Origin of the sequence: Xanthomonas sp. AM6 (genome assembly GCF_025665335.1) — a bacterium.
In the GTDB taxonomy this organism is placed as follows: domain Bacteria; phylum Pseudomonadota; class Gammaproteobacteria; order Xanthomonadales; family Xanthomonadaceae; genus Xanthomonas_A.
On record NZ_CP106869.1, the window covers coordinates 682,556 to 699,412 of the forward strand.

A 16,857-nucleotide genomic window follows, 5' to 3' on the forward strand; every position below is an offset into this window, starting at 1 on the left:
GCCGTTTCAGCGGTTGGGCACGACCGGGCGCGGCGCGGGCGGCGGCGGCCGTTGCGGGGTGGTGGACTTGCCGAAGGCATTGCCCATCCGTTGGCTGGTGGCGGCGCGATCCGCCAGTCCCAGTTCCGCCGGCGGGCGCCGGGCGATGCGCTCGGAGGCTGTCATGGCGGCGGGCCGGCCGTCGGTGGCCATGTGTTGGCCGGCGAGCATTTGGCTGAAGCAACCGTAGTCCGGAATGCGTTCGCCGTTCACTTCGACTTCGATGCAATGAAGCGCCGCCGCGTCCGCATCCTGCGGTTCCGGATCGACCGCGTGCGCATCGGCCGCAAGCAATGCCAGGGCGATCGGCAGGATGGACAGGCGGGGACGCGGCGGTCCAGGTCGGGACATGAATGTCACTGGATTGAAATCGAGCCCGATTAGTGTGATGGATTCCGCGTTGCGATGGTGGCGCGTCTTGCATGCAGTTTGATGACACCTGGACGCGACGCCATCGGTAGCCACACGCCGCGGCATGCGTCCGGATCATCCAGGGGTAGGCGCTACGCGCTCGTCGTGTTGGCGCTCGCCTGGCTGCATCCACCGGCAGCGTTCGCGCACGCGCCGCGATCGGGCAACGGTGCGGAGGCGCGGGTGGAGGCGGTGCGCGCGTTCGACATTCCTTCGCAACCGTTGGCCGATGCGTTGCAGGCGTTCGGGGAGGCGACCGGATTGGCCGTGCTGATCGATTCGCGCCTGCTGGTCGGGCTGGAGTCCTCGCCGGTCTCGGGACGCTATCGGCAAAGGGAGGCACTGCAGTTGATGTTGGTCGGCACAGGGCTTGCGCCCAGGTACGTGGAGGACGGGGCGTTCACCCTGGTGGCGACTGGCACCGTCTCGTCCGCCACCGAAAACGCGCATGCGGTGCCCGCGACGACGGCGGGGAGCGTGGCTGCGCGCGCGAGGAGCGCGCGCGTCATCCAGCGCTCGCTGGAGCAGGCCTTGTGCGCGTCGGCGCTGGCGCGTCCCGGCCGTTATCGCGCCGGGGTGCGCTTCTGGCTGGACGAAGGCGATCGGATCCGGCAGCCGGAACTGTTCGAATCCAGCGGCGATGCGCAACGCGACTTGGAGATCGTGCGGCGCCTGGCCGGATTGCCGCTGCGCGGCCTGCCGAGCGAGGTACCGCAACCGGTGATGCTGTTGTTGCTGCCGGAATCGGACACGTCCACGCCACCATGCAAGCGATCGCAATGAGCGCCGGCCTGCGCAGCCTGTTCCTCGACAACTACGAGGCCTTCCGCAAGCGCCTGAGGCGGCGGCTGGGTTCGGACGATCTGGCCTTGGACGCGTTGCAGGAAACCTGGTTGCGGGTGGAGCGCATGGGCGCTGCGACCCACCCGCAGCGCAATCCGGTCGCCTACCTGTTCCGGATGGCGGTGAACGTCGCCTCGGACCAGCGTGCCAGCCAGGCGCGGGTGCTGACCGGCGAAGAAATCGAGGCGCTGATGGACGAGGACACCGGCGGCATCGACCCGGCGGTGGTCGCCTTCGGCCAGTCGGAACTGCTGCTGCTCGCGCAAGCGCTGCAGGAACTCAGCCCGCGGCAGCGCGCCATCCTGGTGGCGGCGCGGATCGAACAGCAGCCTTTGGACGCCATCGCCCAGCAGCACGGCGTATCGCTGCGGATGATCGGCAAGGAATTGAAGAGGGCGCTGCAACACTGCGCCACGCGGCTGGACCGGAAAGCCGTGCAGCGGTTCGGTCCGGGGGCGGGAAAACCGTCCTGATGAATATGAAGACCACAGAACCGATGCCCACTGGTGCGTCCGTCAGGGAGCAGGCGCAGCACTGGCTGCTGCGGCTGACGTCCGGTCGCGCCACCGTGGACGATGCGGAGGCGTTTCGCCGCTGGCGCCAGGCCGATCCGCTGCATGCGCGCGCTTTCGCCGAAGCCCGGCAGGTGTGGCGGGCGCTGGAGCCGGCGCACGGGCTGGCGGTGGCTGCCGAGCGCGGGCGGGCCGATGCTGCCGCGCCTGGCAACGCCGCCACGCCGCTTGCGCCACGCCCGGGCGCCACGCTTGGGCGCCGGCATGGGCGTGAGGTGCGCATGGGACGCCGCGCGTTCCTCGGCGGCGCGGTGGCGGCCGCCACGGGCTGGATGGTCGCCAAATCGCCGCTGGGCCTGTGGCCGGACTGGCAGGAAATGTCGGCCGACTATCGCACCGCCACCGGCGAAAGCCTCGAATTCGACGTGCAGGGATTGACGATCGCGATGGCCACCCGGACCGCGCTGAAGCGCCAGCCCGGCGGCGGCCGTTCGGTCGGCATTGAACTGCTCGAAGGCGAAGCGCAGTTCGAACTGCCGCGCGCCGCGGCGGCGGGTTTCTCGGTTCTGGTCGCGGGCGCCGAGGTCGTCCCCTCGCCCGGCTCGCGCATCAACGTGCGTTGCGTGGACGACGACATCAGGGTGACCTGCCTGCAGGGCGCGGCACGGGTCAGCCGCAACGGACGCAACGTGGTGCTGCAGTCGGCCTGGCAGGCGCGGTTGGCGCCGAACCGGATCGCGTCGGTGGCGCAGGTCGATGCCGAGCGCATCGACGGTTGGCGGCACGGCCTGCTGATCTTCAACAACGAGCCGCTGGCGGCGGTCGTGGACGAGATCAACCGCCATCGCGGCGGCCGGATCGTCGTGACCAACAGCGCACTGGCCGAGCGGCTGGTGCAGGCGCGGATCCCGCTCGATCGCCTGGACACTTTCGTCGACCTGGTGCGCGATGCCTATGGGGCAAGGATCCTGTCGATGCCCGGCGGCGTGATCGTGATGAGCTGAGGCGCTCTGCGGCCGGTTTCGGGCGATTGCAGGCGTCGGTCTTCGCGTGCCGCGTATGCCGCAGGATCGCCGGGCGCGCGCGGTATAGCGCGTCCACATGACACCGGCATGAAACGCGCCAGGCGATTTGCGGCTGTTTCGCGGCGCGCATGAAATTTTTGTTGCAGCGGTTCAGTCCGCGCCGCAAGCGCCGGTCTTATCCCTCGTAACGAGCGCAACGCGGTGCATTGCGAAGATCGTGGCCGCGCGATGCGCGGCCGCGATCGGCATGGATCGAAGGCGCTCGTCCATATCAGCGAACGATATTCCGACGGGTGGATGCAATGGTGAAACAGGCGAACCAGGCTGGCCGCAACTCCGCGAACCGCGGCTTGCGGATCAAGCCGCTGGCACATGCGATCACCGCGCTGCTGGTGGCCGGCGGCATGGCCGGCAGCGTGCACGCGCAGCAAGCGTTCAGTGCCGGCTGGTTCGCCACCAAGGGCGCGCAGCAGCAGGCCGCGGCCCAGACCGGGCAGTTGCCCAATGGCATGCCGGCCAACCTGCCGCGTCCGCAGCAGCAGACCCAGGAGGCGCGCGACAGGCTCAAGACGTCGCTGGAGAACCTGGGCACGGCGGCGCAGGCCATCGCCGTGCAGCAGCGTATGCAGCAGGCCGCGCGCGAAGCGGCGCGGTCGCGCCCGGGCGGCGTGCCCGACGGACTGGGCGAAGGCGGCCTGAAGATCGACGACAACGCGCTGACCAGCGGTTGGCACAACGCGAAGGACCCCACCCAGGCGGTCGCCGGCGGCAAGACCACCGTCACCATCGAACAGACGGCCGACAAGGCGGTGCTCAACTGGGAGACGTTCAACGTCGGCCGCGACACCCTGGTGGATTTCCGCCAGGACGCGAGCTGGTCGGTGCTCAACCGCATCAACGATCCGCTGGCGCGGCCGTCGCAGATCCAGGGCCAGATCAACGCGCCCGGCACGGTGTTCCTGATCAACCGCAACGGCGTGGTGTTCGGCGGCAGCAGCCAGGTCAACGTGAAGAACCTGGCCGCATCGGCGGTGAACATCAGCGATCAGCAGTTCGCCAAGGGGCTCTACAGCGAGGCGAAGGGCACTGGATTCGTTCCCACCTTCGCCAACGATCTGGACAGCGCGACGAACCGCTTCGGCCAGGCCACCGGCAGCGTCATCGTGGAGCGCGGCGCGCAGATCACCACGCACACCCCGTCCACGGTGACCGAGGGCGGCGGCTACGTGATGCTGCTCGGCGCCGAGGTCCACAACCACGGCGAGATCGCCACGGCCAACGGCCAGACCACGCTGGCGGCCGGCGATGCCTTCGTGATCCGCAAGGGCCTGGGCACCGAGCAGAACCAGACCTCGACCACGCGCGGCAACGTGGTGACCGCGTTGCGGTCCGCGCCCGCCCCGGGCGGGGACGAAGCACCGGCGCCGCGTGCCAGCGGCGTAGTGAGCAATACCGGCCTGATCCAGGCCAAGACCGGCGACATCACCTTGACCGGACGCGATGTGCGCCAGCAAGGAACGCTGCTGTCGACCACGTCGGTGCATACCCGCGGCACCATCCACCTGAGCAACGACGCAGGCGACGCGGACGGCCAGGTTCGCCTGGGCGAAGGCAGCCTGACCGCGATCGTGCTCGACGACAGCGCGACCACCGCGCTGGACGTGCAGCGCGAGACCCTGGTCAAGGACGCGGACAAGCCGGGCGACGGCGTGCAGCACCGGCGCGACCAGTCGCTGGTGCAGATCGGCAGCGGCGGCGACGTGACCTTCGACGGCGGCAGCCTGACCCTGGCCACCAGCGGCCAGGTGCTGGTCGAGGCCGCGGGTACCAGCCGCGTGCAGGAGGACGCGCGCATCGACGTGTCCGGCTATGTCGGCGTGAAGATCGCGATGGAGGCGAACAACGTCCAGATCAACGTGCAGGGCAACGAGCAGCGCGACGCCCCGGTGAACCGCGACGGCAAGGCGCTCAACAACAACGACATCTGGCTGGACCGGCGCGACCTGGTGCTGGTCCCGGCGGGCACCAACGGCTACGAAGCCGATCGCTGGTACACCGCCGGCGGGCTGCTGGAAGTGGGCGGTTACCTGGGCATCACCGGCCATGGCATCGGCGAATGGTCGGCGCAGGGCGGCACCGTGCAGTTCGGCGGCGGCGAGCTGGTCAGCCAGCGGGGTTCCAGCATCAACCTGTCTGGCGGCACCCTCGACGTGCAGACCGGCTATGTCAACCAGACCCACCTCAAGGGCGCCGACGGCAAGCTCTACAACGCGTCGACCGCGCCCGGCGACCTGCTGTACACCGGCCTGTACCGCGGTTTCGAGGATACCCATGCGCGTTGGGGCAGTGCCGCCACCGCGTACTACTACAGTCCGTTGATCGGCAGGCAGAAGCGGCTGGAGAACGGCTACACCGTCGGCCGCGACGCCGGCAGGCTGGTGGTCGCCACCCGCGCCGCCACGCTGGAAGGCGACATCGAGACCGCCACGTTCCAGGGCGACCGGCAGACCCAGGCGCGCGAGCAGGATCTGGACGGGTATCGGCAAAGCCAGACGGCCGCCGCGCGCAACGGCGAACTGATCGTCGGCAGCTATGCGACGGTGTACGACAAGGACGCCCAGGACCTGCGCTACAGCGCCGGCGCGGTCACGAAGGAGATCGTCATCGGACAGGTTGCCGACGACGAAACGGGGCAGACCGGCACCGATGCGCAGGGGAGCGACACCGATGCGCAACGCATCGTGCTGGACGCGGGCTGGCTCAACCGCCAGGAACTGGGTTCGCTGAAGGCCTACGCGACCGCCGGCGTGGAGGTGAACGAGGCGGTCGCGGTGGCAGCCGGTGGGCAAATCGCCTTGCATGCCACGCAGGTGGACGTCGGCGCCGATCTCACCGCGCGCGGTGGTCGCATCGCTCTGGGCAACGTGGTCGAGAAATGGACCAGCAACCTGGGATGGATCGAAACGGCGGTGGCGCCCGTGCCGGACGGCATGTCCGCGCGCACCGCGATCGATGAAGATGTGGTGCTCGATGCGCGCGGCCTGTGGACCAACCTGGCGCGGGACGGGGGTGACATCGGCGGCATGCCGTATGCGGGCGGCGGCGACATCGACGTGCGCAGCAGCGGCAGCGTGAGCGTGGGCAAGGGCGCGCTGCTGGACGCCTCGGCGGGCGCGGTGCTGATGGCCGACGACACCCTGCGCGGCGGGCGCGGCGGCGACATCGCGCTGATCGCCAGCGATCTGCCGACCAGCGAGACCGTCGACGACGCCAAGCCGGGACGGTTGACGCTGGCAGGCGAAGTGCGCAGCCAGGGCGTCAAGGGCGGCGGCCGGCTGACCTTGCAGTCCGGCGGTTCGGTGGTGATCGGCGGTCAGGTGCCGGGCAGCGATGGCGTGCTGAGGCAGGGCGAGGCCTCGCTGATCGATCTGATCACCGAATCGGACTTCAGCGTGGCCGAGGGCGCCGTGCTGCCGTCGGACTATCGCTACACGCGCAGCCACGCCAAGCCGGGCGAGGCGGTGGGTTCGGCCCCGGCGATCACGCTGGGCCAAGCGGACAGCTACGTGACGCTCGGTGCCGCCTGGGCGCTGCCGAGGCCGGATACGGGCGCCAGTTATTGGGTCAACACGGCGAGCGGAGAGCAGATCGCCGTGTACTCGTATGCCACGCCGCCGGAATTGCCCGCGGGCACGGTCATCACCGGTATCGGCGGCACTTTCCCCACCGGCTATGTGGTCCAGGGCGAGGTGTTCCCCAACGGCCTGGCGGTCAAGCCGGCGACGGCGGTGGTGAAGGCCGGCGATCGGGCACCGGTCGCGGTGGTGTTCGAGGCGGGAAGCCGCATCGCCGCGGGCAGGGTGCTCGAGCAGGACGTCGCGGTGGCCGCGCCGCTGCACCTGGATGCGGACCTGCTCGCGCAGGGTTTTTCTTCCTACGACATCGCCGGACAGCAGAGCCTGGCAGTTGCCGAAGGCGCGACGATCGACGTGCGCATGCCGGTGCTGCAGTGGGACCGTTCCAGTGCGCGAGGGGTGGAAACGGGCGCCGACCCGAGCGCGGCATTGACGTTGTGGCAGCCGCCGCAGTTCCAGGAAGACGTGACCGCGGCGCGGCTATCCCTTCGCGATGGCGCCGACCTGCAACTGCACGCGGGCAGTCGTTACGGCGCGCCATCGACCCTGTCGATCGGACAGGGCGCGCGCGTCAGCGTCGATCCCGGGCGCAGCATCGGCTTGACCGGCAATGGGCAAATCACCGTGGAAGGCACGTTGCGCGCTGCGAGCGGCCACATCGATCTGCAGATCGACGACTTCGATCCCGCGCTGAACACGGGCCAGTCGCATGATCGCTCGCTGTGGATCGGCGAAACCGCGCTGCTGGATGTCGCCGGTCTCGCGCATGTCGCGCTGGACGCGCAGGGCCGCCGCTATGGACAGGTGACCGATGGCGGCCGCATCCAGATCGGCGCCAAGTACAACGCCGATGCCACAGAGGTCGGCGCAGCCGACGCGTTCGTAGTGGTGCGTCCCGGTGCGCGGCTGGATGCGTCCGGCGCGGCGGCCACGCTCGACGTTCCGCAAGGGCAGGCGGCCCCGATCGCCTCCGATGGCGGAATGATCCATCTGGCCAGTTCCAATGGCCTGTTCGTCGATGGCGACCTGCGCGCGGCGGCAGGCGGCGCCGGCGCGGCGGGCGGCACCCTGGCGCTGGCGCTGGAAACGCCGAACTATCTGCTCGCCGACAGGCCGGATGCGCGCGTGCGCAGCGTGCGCGAAATGCATCTGGTGGCCGAGCAGGAGCGCGAAGCGCTGCCGGAACGGCTGCAACCGGGGCACGCGGGGACGGGGCTGGACTACGGCCATGCGCGCATCGGCGTGGACCGGATCCAAGCCGGCGGTTTCGACAATCTTTCGCTGCTGGTCAACGGCGTTCTCGGCATCGGCGATGGCGTGGACCTGCAGCTGGGCCAGAGCCTGCGCCTGACCGCCGGCAGCATCAGTCTTGCGCCGGGTTCGCAAGGCGCCGACATCGCGCTGGCGGCCCCCTACGTGCGGCTGGCCGGCGCCACCCGTTCGCAGAAAGATCACCACACCATGCCGTACCCGACGCCTTCGGGCCTGCCGGAGGTCCTGGAAGGCTCGCGCCTGACGATCGACAGCAGCCTGCTGGACGTCATCGAGGACGTCGGCTTCGGCACCGCCGGCGCCGCCGAGCAGGCGGACGGCACGCGGCTGGAGGTGCGGCGCGACGGTTTCGAGACGGTGGAACTGCGCAGCCAGGGCGATCTGCGTTTCCTCAAGGCCATCGCCAAGGACCGCACGTCGCTGGACACCGGCGGCGACCTGGTGCTTGCGGCCAGCCAGGTCTATCCGGCGACCCACGCGCTCGCCGAGGTGAATGTGGGCCGCTATCCCTACTTGAACCAGTGGGGCGGCGAAGCGGTGGCGTTCGACGGCGAGCGCAGCCTGCGCATCGAGCGCACCGGCAGCGCCGAGCCGCGCGTGCCGTTCTCCGTCTTCGGCAGCCTGTATCTGCGCTCCGGCGCGATCGACCATGGCGGCGTCCTGCGCGCGCCGCTGGGCACGATCGTCATGGGCAGTGGCAACACGTTGGTGGATCCGGACGAACACGACGTCGGCCAGCCCAGCAGCGTGGTCCTTCGTCCCGGCAGCATCACCTCGGCCAGCGCCGCCGGATTGACCATGCCCTACGGCGGCACCGTCGACGGCCTGACCTACACCTACGACGGCCGCGACGTGACCTACCAGGGCCTCGGCAGCCTGATGGGGTCCGTGCAGCTGGACGGCGGAAGGATCGAGGTGCAGGAAGGCGCATCGATCGATCTTTCCGGTGGCGGAAAACTGACCGGCGCGGCGTTCCTGTCCGGGCGCGGCGGCTCCACCGATGCGCGCCTGAATCCGCTGGTGCAGATGGCGGCCGATGGCGGTGGCTTCGTGCTGCCGGGCCTGTCGACCAATCCGGTCTATGCGATCGTCCCGGGCACGCAGCCGGGCTACGCGCCGGTGGCGCAGGAACATGGCGCCGGCGATCCCGCGATCGGTCGGCAGATCACCCTGGGCGAAGGCGTGCCCGGCCTGCCCGCCGGCACCTACACGCTGCTGCCGTCCTCGTACGCCTTGCTGCCCGGCGCGTTCCGCGTCGAGCTCAACGGCCTGGCCAACAGCGTGGCGGCCGCCGGCGCGGTCAGCCCGATGCGCAACGGCTCCTACGGCGCATCCGCGCGGCTGAGCGTCGCCGGTACCGATATCGCGGACGCCTTGCCGACCCAGGCGATCCTCACCTCGGCCGACACGCTGCGCGCCTATTCGCAGTACAACGAAACCAGTTTTGCCGAGTTCGGCCTGGCCTGGGCCCAGCGCGACGGCGTGCCGCGGCCGCTGCTCGAGCGCGACGCCAAGACCCTGCACCTGGCGCCGGGCAACGGCCTGGACGATCGCCACGGCCTGCAGATGGCGGACGGCACGGTGCGCTTCGCGGCGGCCGAAGGCGGTTACGGCGGCACCTTGGTGGTGCGTGGCCGGGACATCGAAATCCTGGGCGAAGGCGCGGCCGCGACCGAAGGATTCGACGGCGTCTCGCTGCATGCCGATGTGCTCAACGGAGTGGGTGCTTCCACCCTCAGCATCGGCAACGAGTTGATATCGCAGTTCACGGACGGGCAGCGCAGGACGCAGGACGCGCACCTGGTCAGTCTCGGCAGCAGCTTCACCAGCGCGCGTTCGATCACGCTGCGCGAAGGCGCCGTGCTGTCCGCGGCCCAGGTGTTCCTGATCAGCGGGCAGCCCGCGGGCGGCATCACCGTGGAGCAAGGCGCCTCCATCGACACGCTGGGCCGCGGCGCGGCGGCCTGGGACTCGAAGCTGGGCTATGTGTTCGACCCGGGCCTCAATGGCGTATTGGCGCTGTCCAATGGTTGGCTGGACATGCTGGCACCGAAAGCCGGCGATGGCCTCTACGGTTCCGGCAAGATCGATATCGGCGCCTGCGCCGAGGGCGCCAGCTGCACGGGCAGCACCCGGCTCTACGCCGAGGGCACGATCACCGCCGCCACCGAGAAGTCGTTCCTGCTGGACGAGTCGGTGCGTTATGGCACCCGCAACCTGGTATTGGCGGTGGGCGGCATCAACATCGGCAGCGAACAGGCGCTGGCCGATGCCGCCGCGCGCGGCGTCCTGCCCAATGGCCTGACCCTGAACCAGCAGGTGCTCGACCGCCTGTTGGCGGGCGACACCAGCACCGGCGCGCCGGCGCTGGAGAATCTGGTGCTCACCGCGCGCGATTCGGTGAACTTCTTCGATTCGGTGGAACTGTCCACGTTCGACGCCATCACCGGCAAGTCGTCGTTGAAGCAGTTGGTGCTGGGCACCCCCGCGCTCTACGGCTACGGCGATGCGGCGGACGTGGCACGCATCGAAACCGATACGCTGGTCTGGAACGGCGCCAAGGGCGCCGCCGGCAGCCTGGTCGCCGGCGGCCCGGGTTCCGGCAGCGGCCAACTGGTCGTCGATGCGCGCCAGATCGAGTTCGGCTACGGGCCGCGCAGCCAAGCGGACACGCTGGCCACGCACGACCGCCTGGCCCTGGGGTTCGCCGGCGTCGCGCTCAATGCCAGCGAACGGATCACCGCCAACCACAAGGGCAGCCTGTCGGTTTACCAGTCCCGCGATGGCTGGGACGACGCCAGCAAGTCGTTCCGCCACAGCGGTGGCGATCTCAGCATCTCCACGCCCTTGCTGACCGGCCATGCCGGTTCGGTGAACACGATCAAGGCCGGCGGCAACATCACCGCCACGGCACCCACGGGCGCCGCCCGGCCCTCGCCGGACAACACCGCGCTGGCCGATGCGCTGGGTGCCGAACTGGTCCTGGACGCGCGCGGCGCGCTGACGCTGGACACCGCCGTCCTGCTGCCCAGCGGCAAGCTGACACTGGCGGCGGACGGCGATGTGGCGCTGGCCGATGGCGCATGGCTGGATCTGGCCGGCAGGAAGATCGATTTCTACGACGTCAGCAAGTACAGCTGGGGCGGCGACGTCGTCCTCGACAGCCGCCAGGGCGACGTTTTGCAGTCGTCGGCGTCGCGCATCGATATCTCCGCCGACTTCAACCGCGCCGGCAAGCTGACGGCGATGGCGCTGGAAGGCGGCGTCGACCTGGCCGGCGCGATAGCCGCCGGCAGCAGCGGGCACTACGACGCCGGCGGCACCGCGGTGCCGTTCGCTTCCGGCTACATCGACGTGCGCGGCCAGCGCATCGCCGACTTCAGCGGCCTCAACGCCAGGCTGACCGCAGGCGAAGCGTTCGGCGGCCGCAGCTTCCAGTTCAGGCAGGGCGACCTGGTCGTCGGCGACGAACTCAAGGCGCGCGAGATCAACGTCTCCGTCGACAACGGCAGCCTCACCGTCAACGGCACGGTCGATGCCAGCGGCGAGCAGGTGGGCAGCATCCGCCTGGCGGCGAACGCGGGCGTCACCGTGGCCGGCAGCGCGGTGCTCGACGCCAGCGGCAGCGTGTTGCGCACGGACAGCTATGGCAAGGCGATCGAGGCGCCGAACCGCGCGACGATCGAAATAGATTCCGGCGATGGCCGCCTGGCGATCGGCAGCGGGGCGCGCATGGACCTGGGCGTGGCCGGCGCGAGCGCCGACTACGGCACCGTCACGCTCAATGCGCCACGCCTGGGTGGCACCACCGGCAACGACGTGGACATCGACGCGTCGGGCACGGTGCGGATCGCCGGCGCCCGTGCGGTCACCGTCAATGCCTTCCAGCGCTACGACGACGCCGCTGCCGGGACGGATATCGGCGTGGACGGCCGCGGTTACCAGACCATCGACCAGGCCTACCTGGACCGCAAGCATGCCGACAGCCAGCAGTTCGTCGCCAACGCGCTGGCGAACGGCGGCCTGATGAACGGCAAGCTGGGCGGACTGCGCGCCTACGGCAACCAGTTCCATCTCCGCCCGGGTATCGAGATCGTCAGCAGCACGGCCGATGGCGATCTGCACATCGATGGCGACATCGATCTGTCCGGCCATCGCTACGCCAGCGTCAATCCGCATGCGCAGCTGACCGGCGCGTACGGCTCGGGCGAAGCGGGCGCACTGCTGATCCGCGCGGGCGGCGACCTGCAAATCTTCGGCAGCCTGAGCGACGGCTTCGACGGATCGAAACTGCCGGTCTCGCCGGACGACAAGGGCTGGGTGCTGCCGGCCGGGCGCATGCCCTGGGGCGGGGACCTGATCATTCCGCATGGCGGCCTGGTCACCCTGGCCGAAGGCACGCAGTTCGCGGCCGGGCGCACACTCAACTACGACCTGCCCACCCAGGGCATGGCCCTGCCGGCGGGCACGGTGCTGCCCGTCGCGATGCCGCTGGAGCAGGCGCTCACGCTGCCGGCTGGCAGCGTGCTCGGCGCGGCGGTGCGTGATGCCGGCGACAACATCGTCCATGCGGCGGGCACGGTGCTGCAGCAGCCGGTCGAACTACAGCCCGGCATGCGATTGGGCGCGGGGTTTCGCCTGCCATCGGACACGCAGATGGCGGCCGCCGTGTGGCCAGGCGGCGTGCCGTTGCCGGCGATCGCGACCCTGGACCGGCCGCTGGCGCTGGGCAAGGGCGCCCTCGTGCCGGCCGAAACCGACGTCAAGCTTCCCGGCGGCGCGGTCATGGTCAACCTGCGTCCGGCGGCCGATGCCGACGGCAACCAGGGCAGGACCTGGGCGTTGGCGCCGATGCTGCCGCAAGGGTCGCAATCGTGGGATCTGCGCCTGGTCGCCGCTGCGGACACGGCGGCGGCGGACACGCGGCTGGTCCGGCACGACAGCGGCGCGCGCCTGCACCTGGCCGATACGCATTTTGGGCTGGGCTTCATGGAAGTGGAGGTTCCCGGCACCGGCAGGCCGACGACCTATCACTGGGCGCCGGATGTCGACGTGGCGACCTGGGAGGCGATGGGGCTTTTCGGCATCGTGCCGGGGGAACAGATTCCGGCGGATCTGCTGCAGACGCTGCGCGACATGGGCGTCTTTTCCGAAACGCCGTTGGAACTCAACGACTGGGGTGTCGGCGCCACGGTCGGGGTCCTGGACCCCGGCAAGCCCGCCGAGACCCGGATGGAAGGCCGGCCGGCACGCCAGCAACTGTTCAGCGTGCTGCGCACCGGCACCGGCGATCTGGACCTGATCTCCGGCGGCGATTTCCAGATGAGTTCGCCCTATGGCATCTACACCGCAGGCACCGCGTCGGCATCGCTGGGCGCTGCGTACGACCAGCGCCGGGGCCGCCTGGCCGATGGCAGCGTGCTCGGCAGCGAAGGCACGGAGTACGAGGCCTGGGTCGACGGGGGCAACGGCAGCCTGTACCAGGCGTGGTACCCGGAGCATGGCGGCAACGTGCTGCTGCGCGCGCAGGGCGACGTCATCGGCGATCTCATCGGTCACAACGCCGGGCAGTACCGGTACAACGTGCCGCTGGGCAACGTCCGCGAACATATCGGCACCACCGCGGTGGGCAGCTGGCTCTGGCGCCAGGGCACCGGCAGCGTGGACACCGGCGCGGACGCCGTGCCGGCGGCCTGGTGGATCAACTTCGGCACGTATGTGGCCGGGCCGGCCAATGGCCAGCGGGACGAGACCGGACAACGGTTGTTCGCCAATACGCCGTTCCTCACCGGATTCACCGGGATCGGCACGCTGGGCGGCGGCAACCTCAGGCTGGAAACGGATGGCGACGCCGGCATGATCAGCGCGCGCGGCGATGCCGCGCTCACCGGACAGACGGGGAATCCCCGCTCCCATGCGCCGCGCAGCCAGGGCCTGCACCTGGCGGTCGCCAGCACCGGACGGATGACGGCAGCCGGCGAGCTGGTGCAGACCGGCGGTGGCGATCTGGACATCCGCCTCGGCGGCGCGCTCAATCCCAACCCGGCCCTGCAGCGCAACGAGCACGATCTCAACAGCACCTTCGTCAACCTGCGGGGCGCGCTGAACCTGCAGGCCGGCGCCGTCGGCGGCGTGCAGCTGCGCTATGGCGTGCTCGACCAGCTGGACTCGCGCGGCGGCGATCCCTTCGCCGCCGGACGTTCGCTGTCCGGCGGCGGACCGGTGCTGGTGGTCGGCGATGCGACCGCACGCCTGGACAGCCGCGGCGATCTGGTCCTGGGCGGCGTGGTCGACCCCGGCCGCAGCCTGCAGTACAACGCCACGCCGTTCTCCTACCAAGGCGTCGCACACGAGGGCGAGGGCTGGAGCTGGTTCTCGCTGTGGACGCCGGCCAGTGCGGTGGATCTGTTCAGCGCCGGCGGAAATCTGACCCCGACCACGGCGTGGGCCGAGAGCGGCGTGACGGAAGACATGGTCAGTCCTTCCCGCGGCCGCAACCAGTCGGCCACCCTGGACGGCCATTTCTATCCTTCGATCCTGCGCGCGGTCGCGGCCAACGGCAGCATGTACTACGGCGTGGGCACCACCCCGCTGCTCAACTCGATAGCCCCCCAGTCGCCATTGCGAGTGTCGATGGGCCTGACCCTGGCGCCGTCGCCGCACGGCGAGCAGTTCGTCAACGTCACCGGCAAGGGCGAACTGCAACTGCTGGCGATGGACTCGATCTACGCCAGCGGCTATCCGATCACCGCCTCGACCGCCGACCCGCTGGCGCTGACCAGTCCGTTCCGTCCCGGCTTCTCCGGCCTGCTGTCCTACACCGGCGGCGGCCAGTGGGGCTTCGATCCGGTGCGCGTGCACAACGTGGCCCCGGAAGCGGCGGCCTATAGCGACTGGGCGCTGGAGGGCGGGCGCCACAACGGCGCCGCGCTGTTCACCTTCGCCAGTGCGGCCACGTCTGCCTATGCGCCGCAGGCGCAGCAGCCGGCGCAGTACTACGCGGTGGAAGGCGACATCGTCGGGCTGCGTACCGGCAACATCGCCTCGCTGGGCTACCAGGGCCGCGACGGCGTGCGCTACGAAGGTTCCATTCCGGTGGCCATCCGCGCCGGCCGCGACATCACCGATTCCGGCACGCCCCTGGGCAAGAACGACACCGTCGTCGCCGGCAAGGGCAACCTGGTCTCGCACGCGCATGCCGACGACATCTCGGTGGTGGAAGCGGGCCGCGATATCCGCCACAGCAGCTTCTACATCACCGGTCCGGGCCTGCTGGAAGTCACCGCCGGGCGCCATCTCTACTTCGCGGACAAGGGCGAGTTGAAGAGCCTTGGGTCGGTGGTGGACGGCGCGCCGGGCGATCGCAGCAGCGGTGCGAGCATCGCCGTCGCCGCCGGCATGGGCGAGGGCGCGAACTGGTCCGGCTTCGCGGAGCGCTACCTGGATCCCGGCAACCAGGCCGATTCAGAACGGCCGTTCGCCGATCAGCCCGGCAAGGCGTTGACCATCTACAGCGGCGAGTTGACATTGGCGCGCTGGTTGCAGCGCGAATTCGGCTACAGCGGCGATGACGCCGGCGCCGCGTCGTTCCTGGCCTGCAAGCAGGCCGAGCTGGATCAGCAGCGCAGCGACGCCGTGGCGCAGGGGCGGGCCGCCAGCAACCGCTCGCTGTCCCGCGAGTACAAGGTCGAGAGCCGGCTGCATCTGGTGAACTGGCTGAGCGAACGCTTCGGCGGCGACAACGGCCTGGGCCTGCGCTTCGATGCGGCGACGATGGACGCGCGCGCATTCTTCGACGGGCTGCCGCCGGAACAGCAGCGCGCGTTCCTGCGCAACGTCTACTACGCCGAACTGAAGACCGCCGGCCGCGAATACAACGACCGCGACGGCCAGCGTTTCGGCAGCTACCTGCGCGGCCGCGAGGCCATCGCCACGCTGTTGCCGGAGCGCGACGCCGCAGGCCACACGCGCGTCTACGAAGGGGACCTGACCCTGTTCAGCAGTGCGCTCTACTACGACGACTGGGTGAACTCCCAGGGCATCGGCAAGGACCGTCCGACACCCGGCAAGACCTACATCACCAAAGCCGAATGGGAGGCGTTGGGCAGCCCGGGCTACGACGTGGCGTTCTACGACGTGCTCGACGCCGGCATCCACACCAACTTCGGCGGCGACATCAGCATCATGACGCCCGGCGGACGCACCCTGGTGGGCGTGGACGGCGGATTCGTCCCGGGCGCCGGATCGGGCGTGATGACCCAGGGCGAGGGCGACATCAACCTGTACGCGCTCGACGACATCCTCATGGGCCAGAGCCGCATCTTCACCACCTTCGGCGGCGACATCCTGGCGTGGTCCGCGCAGGGCGACATCAACGCCGGCCGCGGCAGCAAGACCACGGTGGTGTATACGCCGCAACGCCGCGCCTACGACGATGTCGGCAACGTCAGCCTGTCGCCGAGCGCGCCGAACACCGGTGCGGGCATCGCCACGCTCAATCCCGTTCCCGAAGTGCCGCCGGGCGACATCGACCTGATCGCGCCGCTGGGCACCATCGATGCGGGCGAGGCGGGCATCCGCGTGTCGGGCAACGTGAACCTGGCCGCGCTGCAGGTGCTCAATGCCGAGAACATCCAGACCCAGGGCGAAGCCACCGGCATCCCGGTGGCGGCGGCGGTGAACGTCAGCGCGCTGACCTCGGCCAGCGCGGCGGCCAACAGCGCGGTGCAGGCCGCGCAGGACATGGTGAAACGGCAGACGCAGCAGTCGCGGCCCTCGGTGATCAGCGTGCAGGTGCTGGGTTTCGGCGAGGATTCCAGCAGTGTCGAACCGCCGCGCAAGGACGAGGGCTACGACAGCAACAGCGTGGTGCAGGTGGTCGGCATGGGAGAGCTGACGCCCGAGCAACGCGCGCGCTTGGCGCCGGACACGCAATGACTGCAATCGTCATGGCGATCGTGGCGAAGGTGCCCATCGAGCGCCTTCGCCGCGAGACAGGACCGGAAGCGCGGCGCTTTGCAACGTCGGCGATACATGCGCACGCCATGATGCCCGGGCCGCAGGAAACACGCGGGGGGATCCGTTTCCGCGCGCTCGGGTCGACACCTGCATGAAGCGGAG

Annotated in this window: 6 protein-coding genes; 5 read left to right on the plus strand and 1 reads right to left on the minus strand. The window is 69.8% G+C overall.

Annotated features, from left to right (window positions below; translation table 11 throughout):
• Positions 1 to 6: 6 nt before the first annotated feature.
• The gene (locus OCJ37_RS02915; protein ID WP_263112215.1) at positions 7 to 390 is read right to left on the minus strand and encodes a hypothetical protein; all 384 of its coding nucleotides are present in this window, start codon (positions 388 to 390) and stop codon (positions 7 to 9) included.
• A 165-nt stretch (positions 391 to 555) separates the two neighbouring features.
• Between OCJ37_RS02915 and OCJ37_RS02920 the strand changes: the two genes are divergently transcribed.
• The 5 genes from OCJ37_RS02920 to OCJ37_RS02940 all read left to right on the plus strand — a co-directional run bounded on the left by OCJ37_RS02920 (position 556) and on the right by OCJ37_RS02940 (position 16,850).
• Positions 556 to 1,233, plus strand: a complete 678-nt coding sequence (locus OCJ37_RS02920) for an STN domain-containing protein (RefSeq protein WP_263112216.1) — start codon at positions 556 to 558, stop codon at positions 1,231 to 1,233.
• Positions 1,230 to 1,766: an RNA polymerase sigma factor gene (locus OCJ37_RS02925; protein ID WP_263112217.1), complete on the plus strand. Its 537-nt coding sequence runs from the start codon at positions 1,230 to 1,232 to the stop codon at positions 1,764 to 1,766. Before OCJ37_RS02920 ends, OCJ37_RS02925 begins: the two co-directional genes overlap by 4 nt.
• A 5-nt stretch (positions 1,767 to 1,771) precedes the next feature.
• Positions 1,772 to 2,809 carry a FecR family protein gene (locus OCJ37_RS02930; protein ID WP_263112218.1) on the plus strand — a complete coding sequence of 346 codons (1,038 nt, stop codon included), beginning with the start codon at positions 1,772 to 1,774 and terminating at the stop codon, positions 2,807 to 2,809.
• A 326-nt stretch (positions 2,810 to 3,135) separates the two neighbouring features.
• Positions 3,136 to 16,674 carry a filamentous hemagglutinin family protein gene (locus OCJ37_RS02935; RefSeq protein ID WP_263112219.1) on the plus strand — a complete coding sequence of 4,513 codons (13,539 nt, stop codon included), beginning with the start codon at positions 3,136 to 3,138 and terminating at the stop codon, positions 16,672 to 16,674.
• A complete protein-coding gene (locus tag OCJ37_RS02940) occupies positions 16,671 to 16,850 on the plus strand; it encodes a hypothetical protein (protein ID WP_263112220.1) in 180 nt (59 codons plus the stop codon). Before OCJ37_RS02935 ends, OCJ37_RS02940 begins: the two co-directional genes overlap by 4 nt.
• The last annotated feature ends 7 nt before the right edge of the window (positions 16,851 to 16,857 follow it).

Excerpts from the sequence above, each read along its gene's own strand:
- OCJ37_RS02925 (WP_263112217.1), top strand. The coding sequence starts at position 1,230 with ATGAGCGCCGGCCTGCGCAGCCTGTTCCTCGACAACTACGAGGCCTTC.
- OCJ37_RS02915 (WP_263112215.1), bottom strand. The coding sequence starts at position 390 with ATGTCCCGACCTGGACCGCCGCGTCCCCGCCTGTCCATCCTGCCGATC.
- OCJ37_RS02930 (WP_263112218.1), top strand. The coding sequence starts at position 1,772 with ATGAAGACCACAGAACCGATGCCCACTGGTGCGTCCGTCAGGGAGCAG.
- OCJ37_RS02940 (WP_263112220.1), top strand. The coding sequence starts at position 16,671 with ATGACTGCAATCGTCATGGCGATCGTGGCGAAGGTGCCCATCGAGCGC.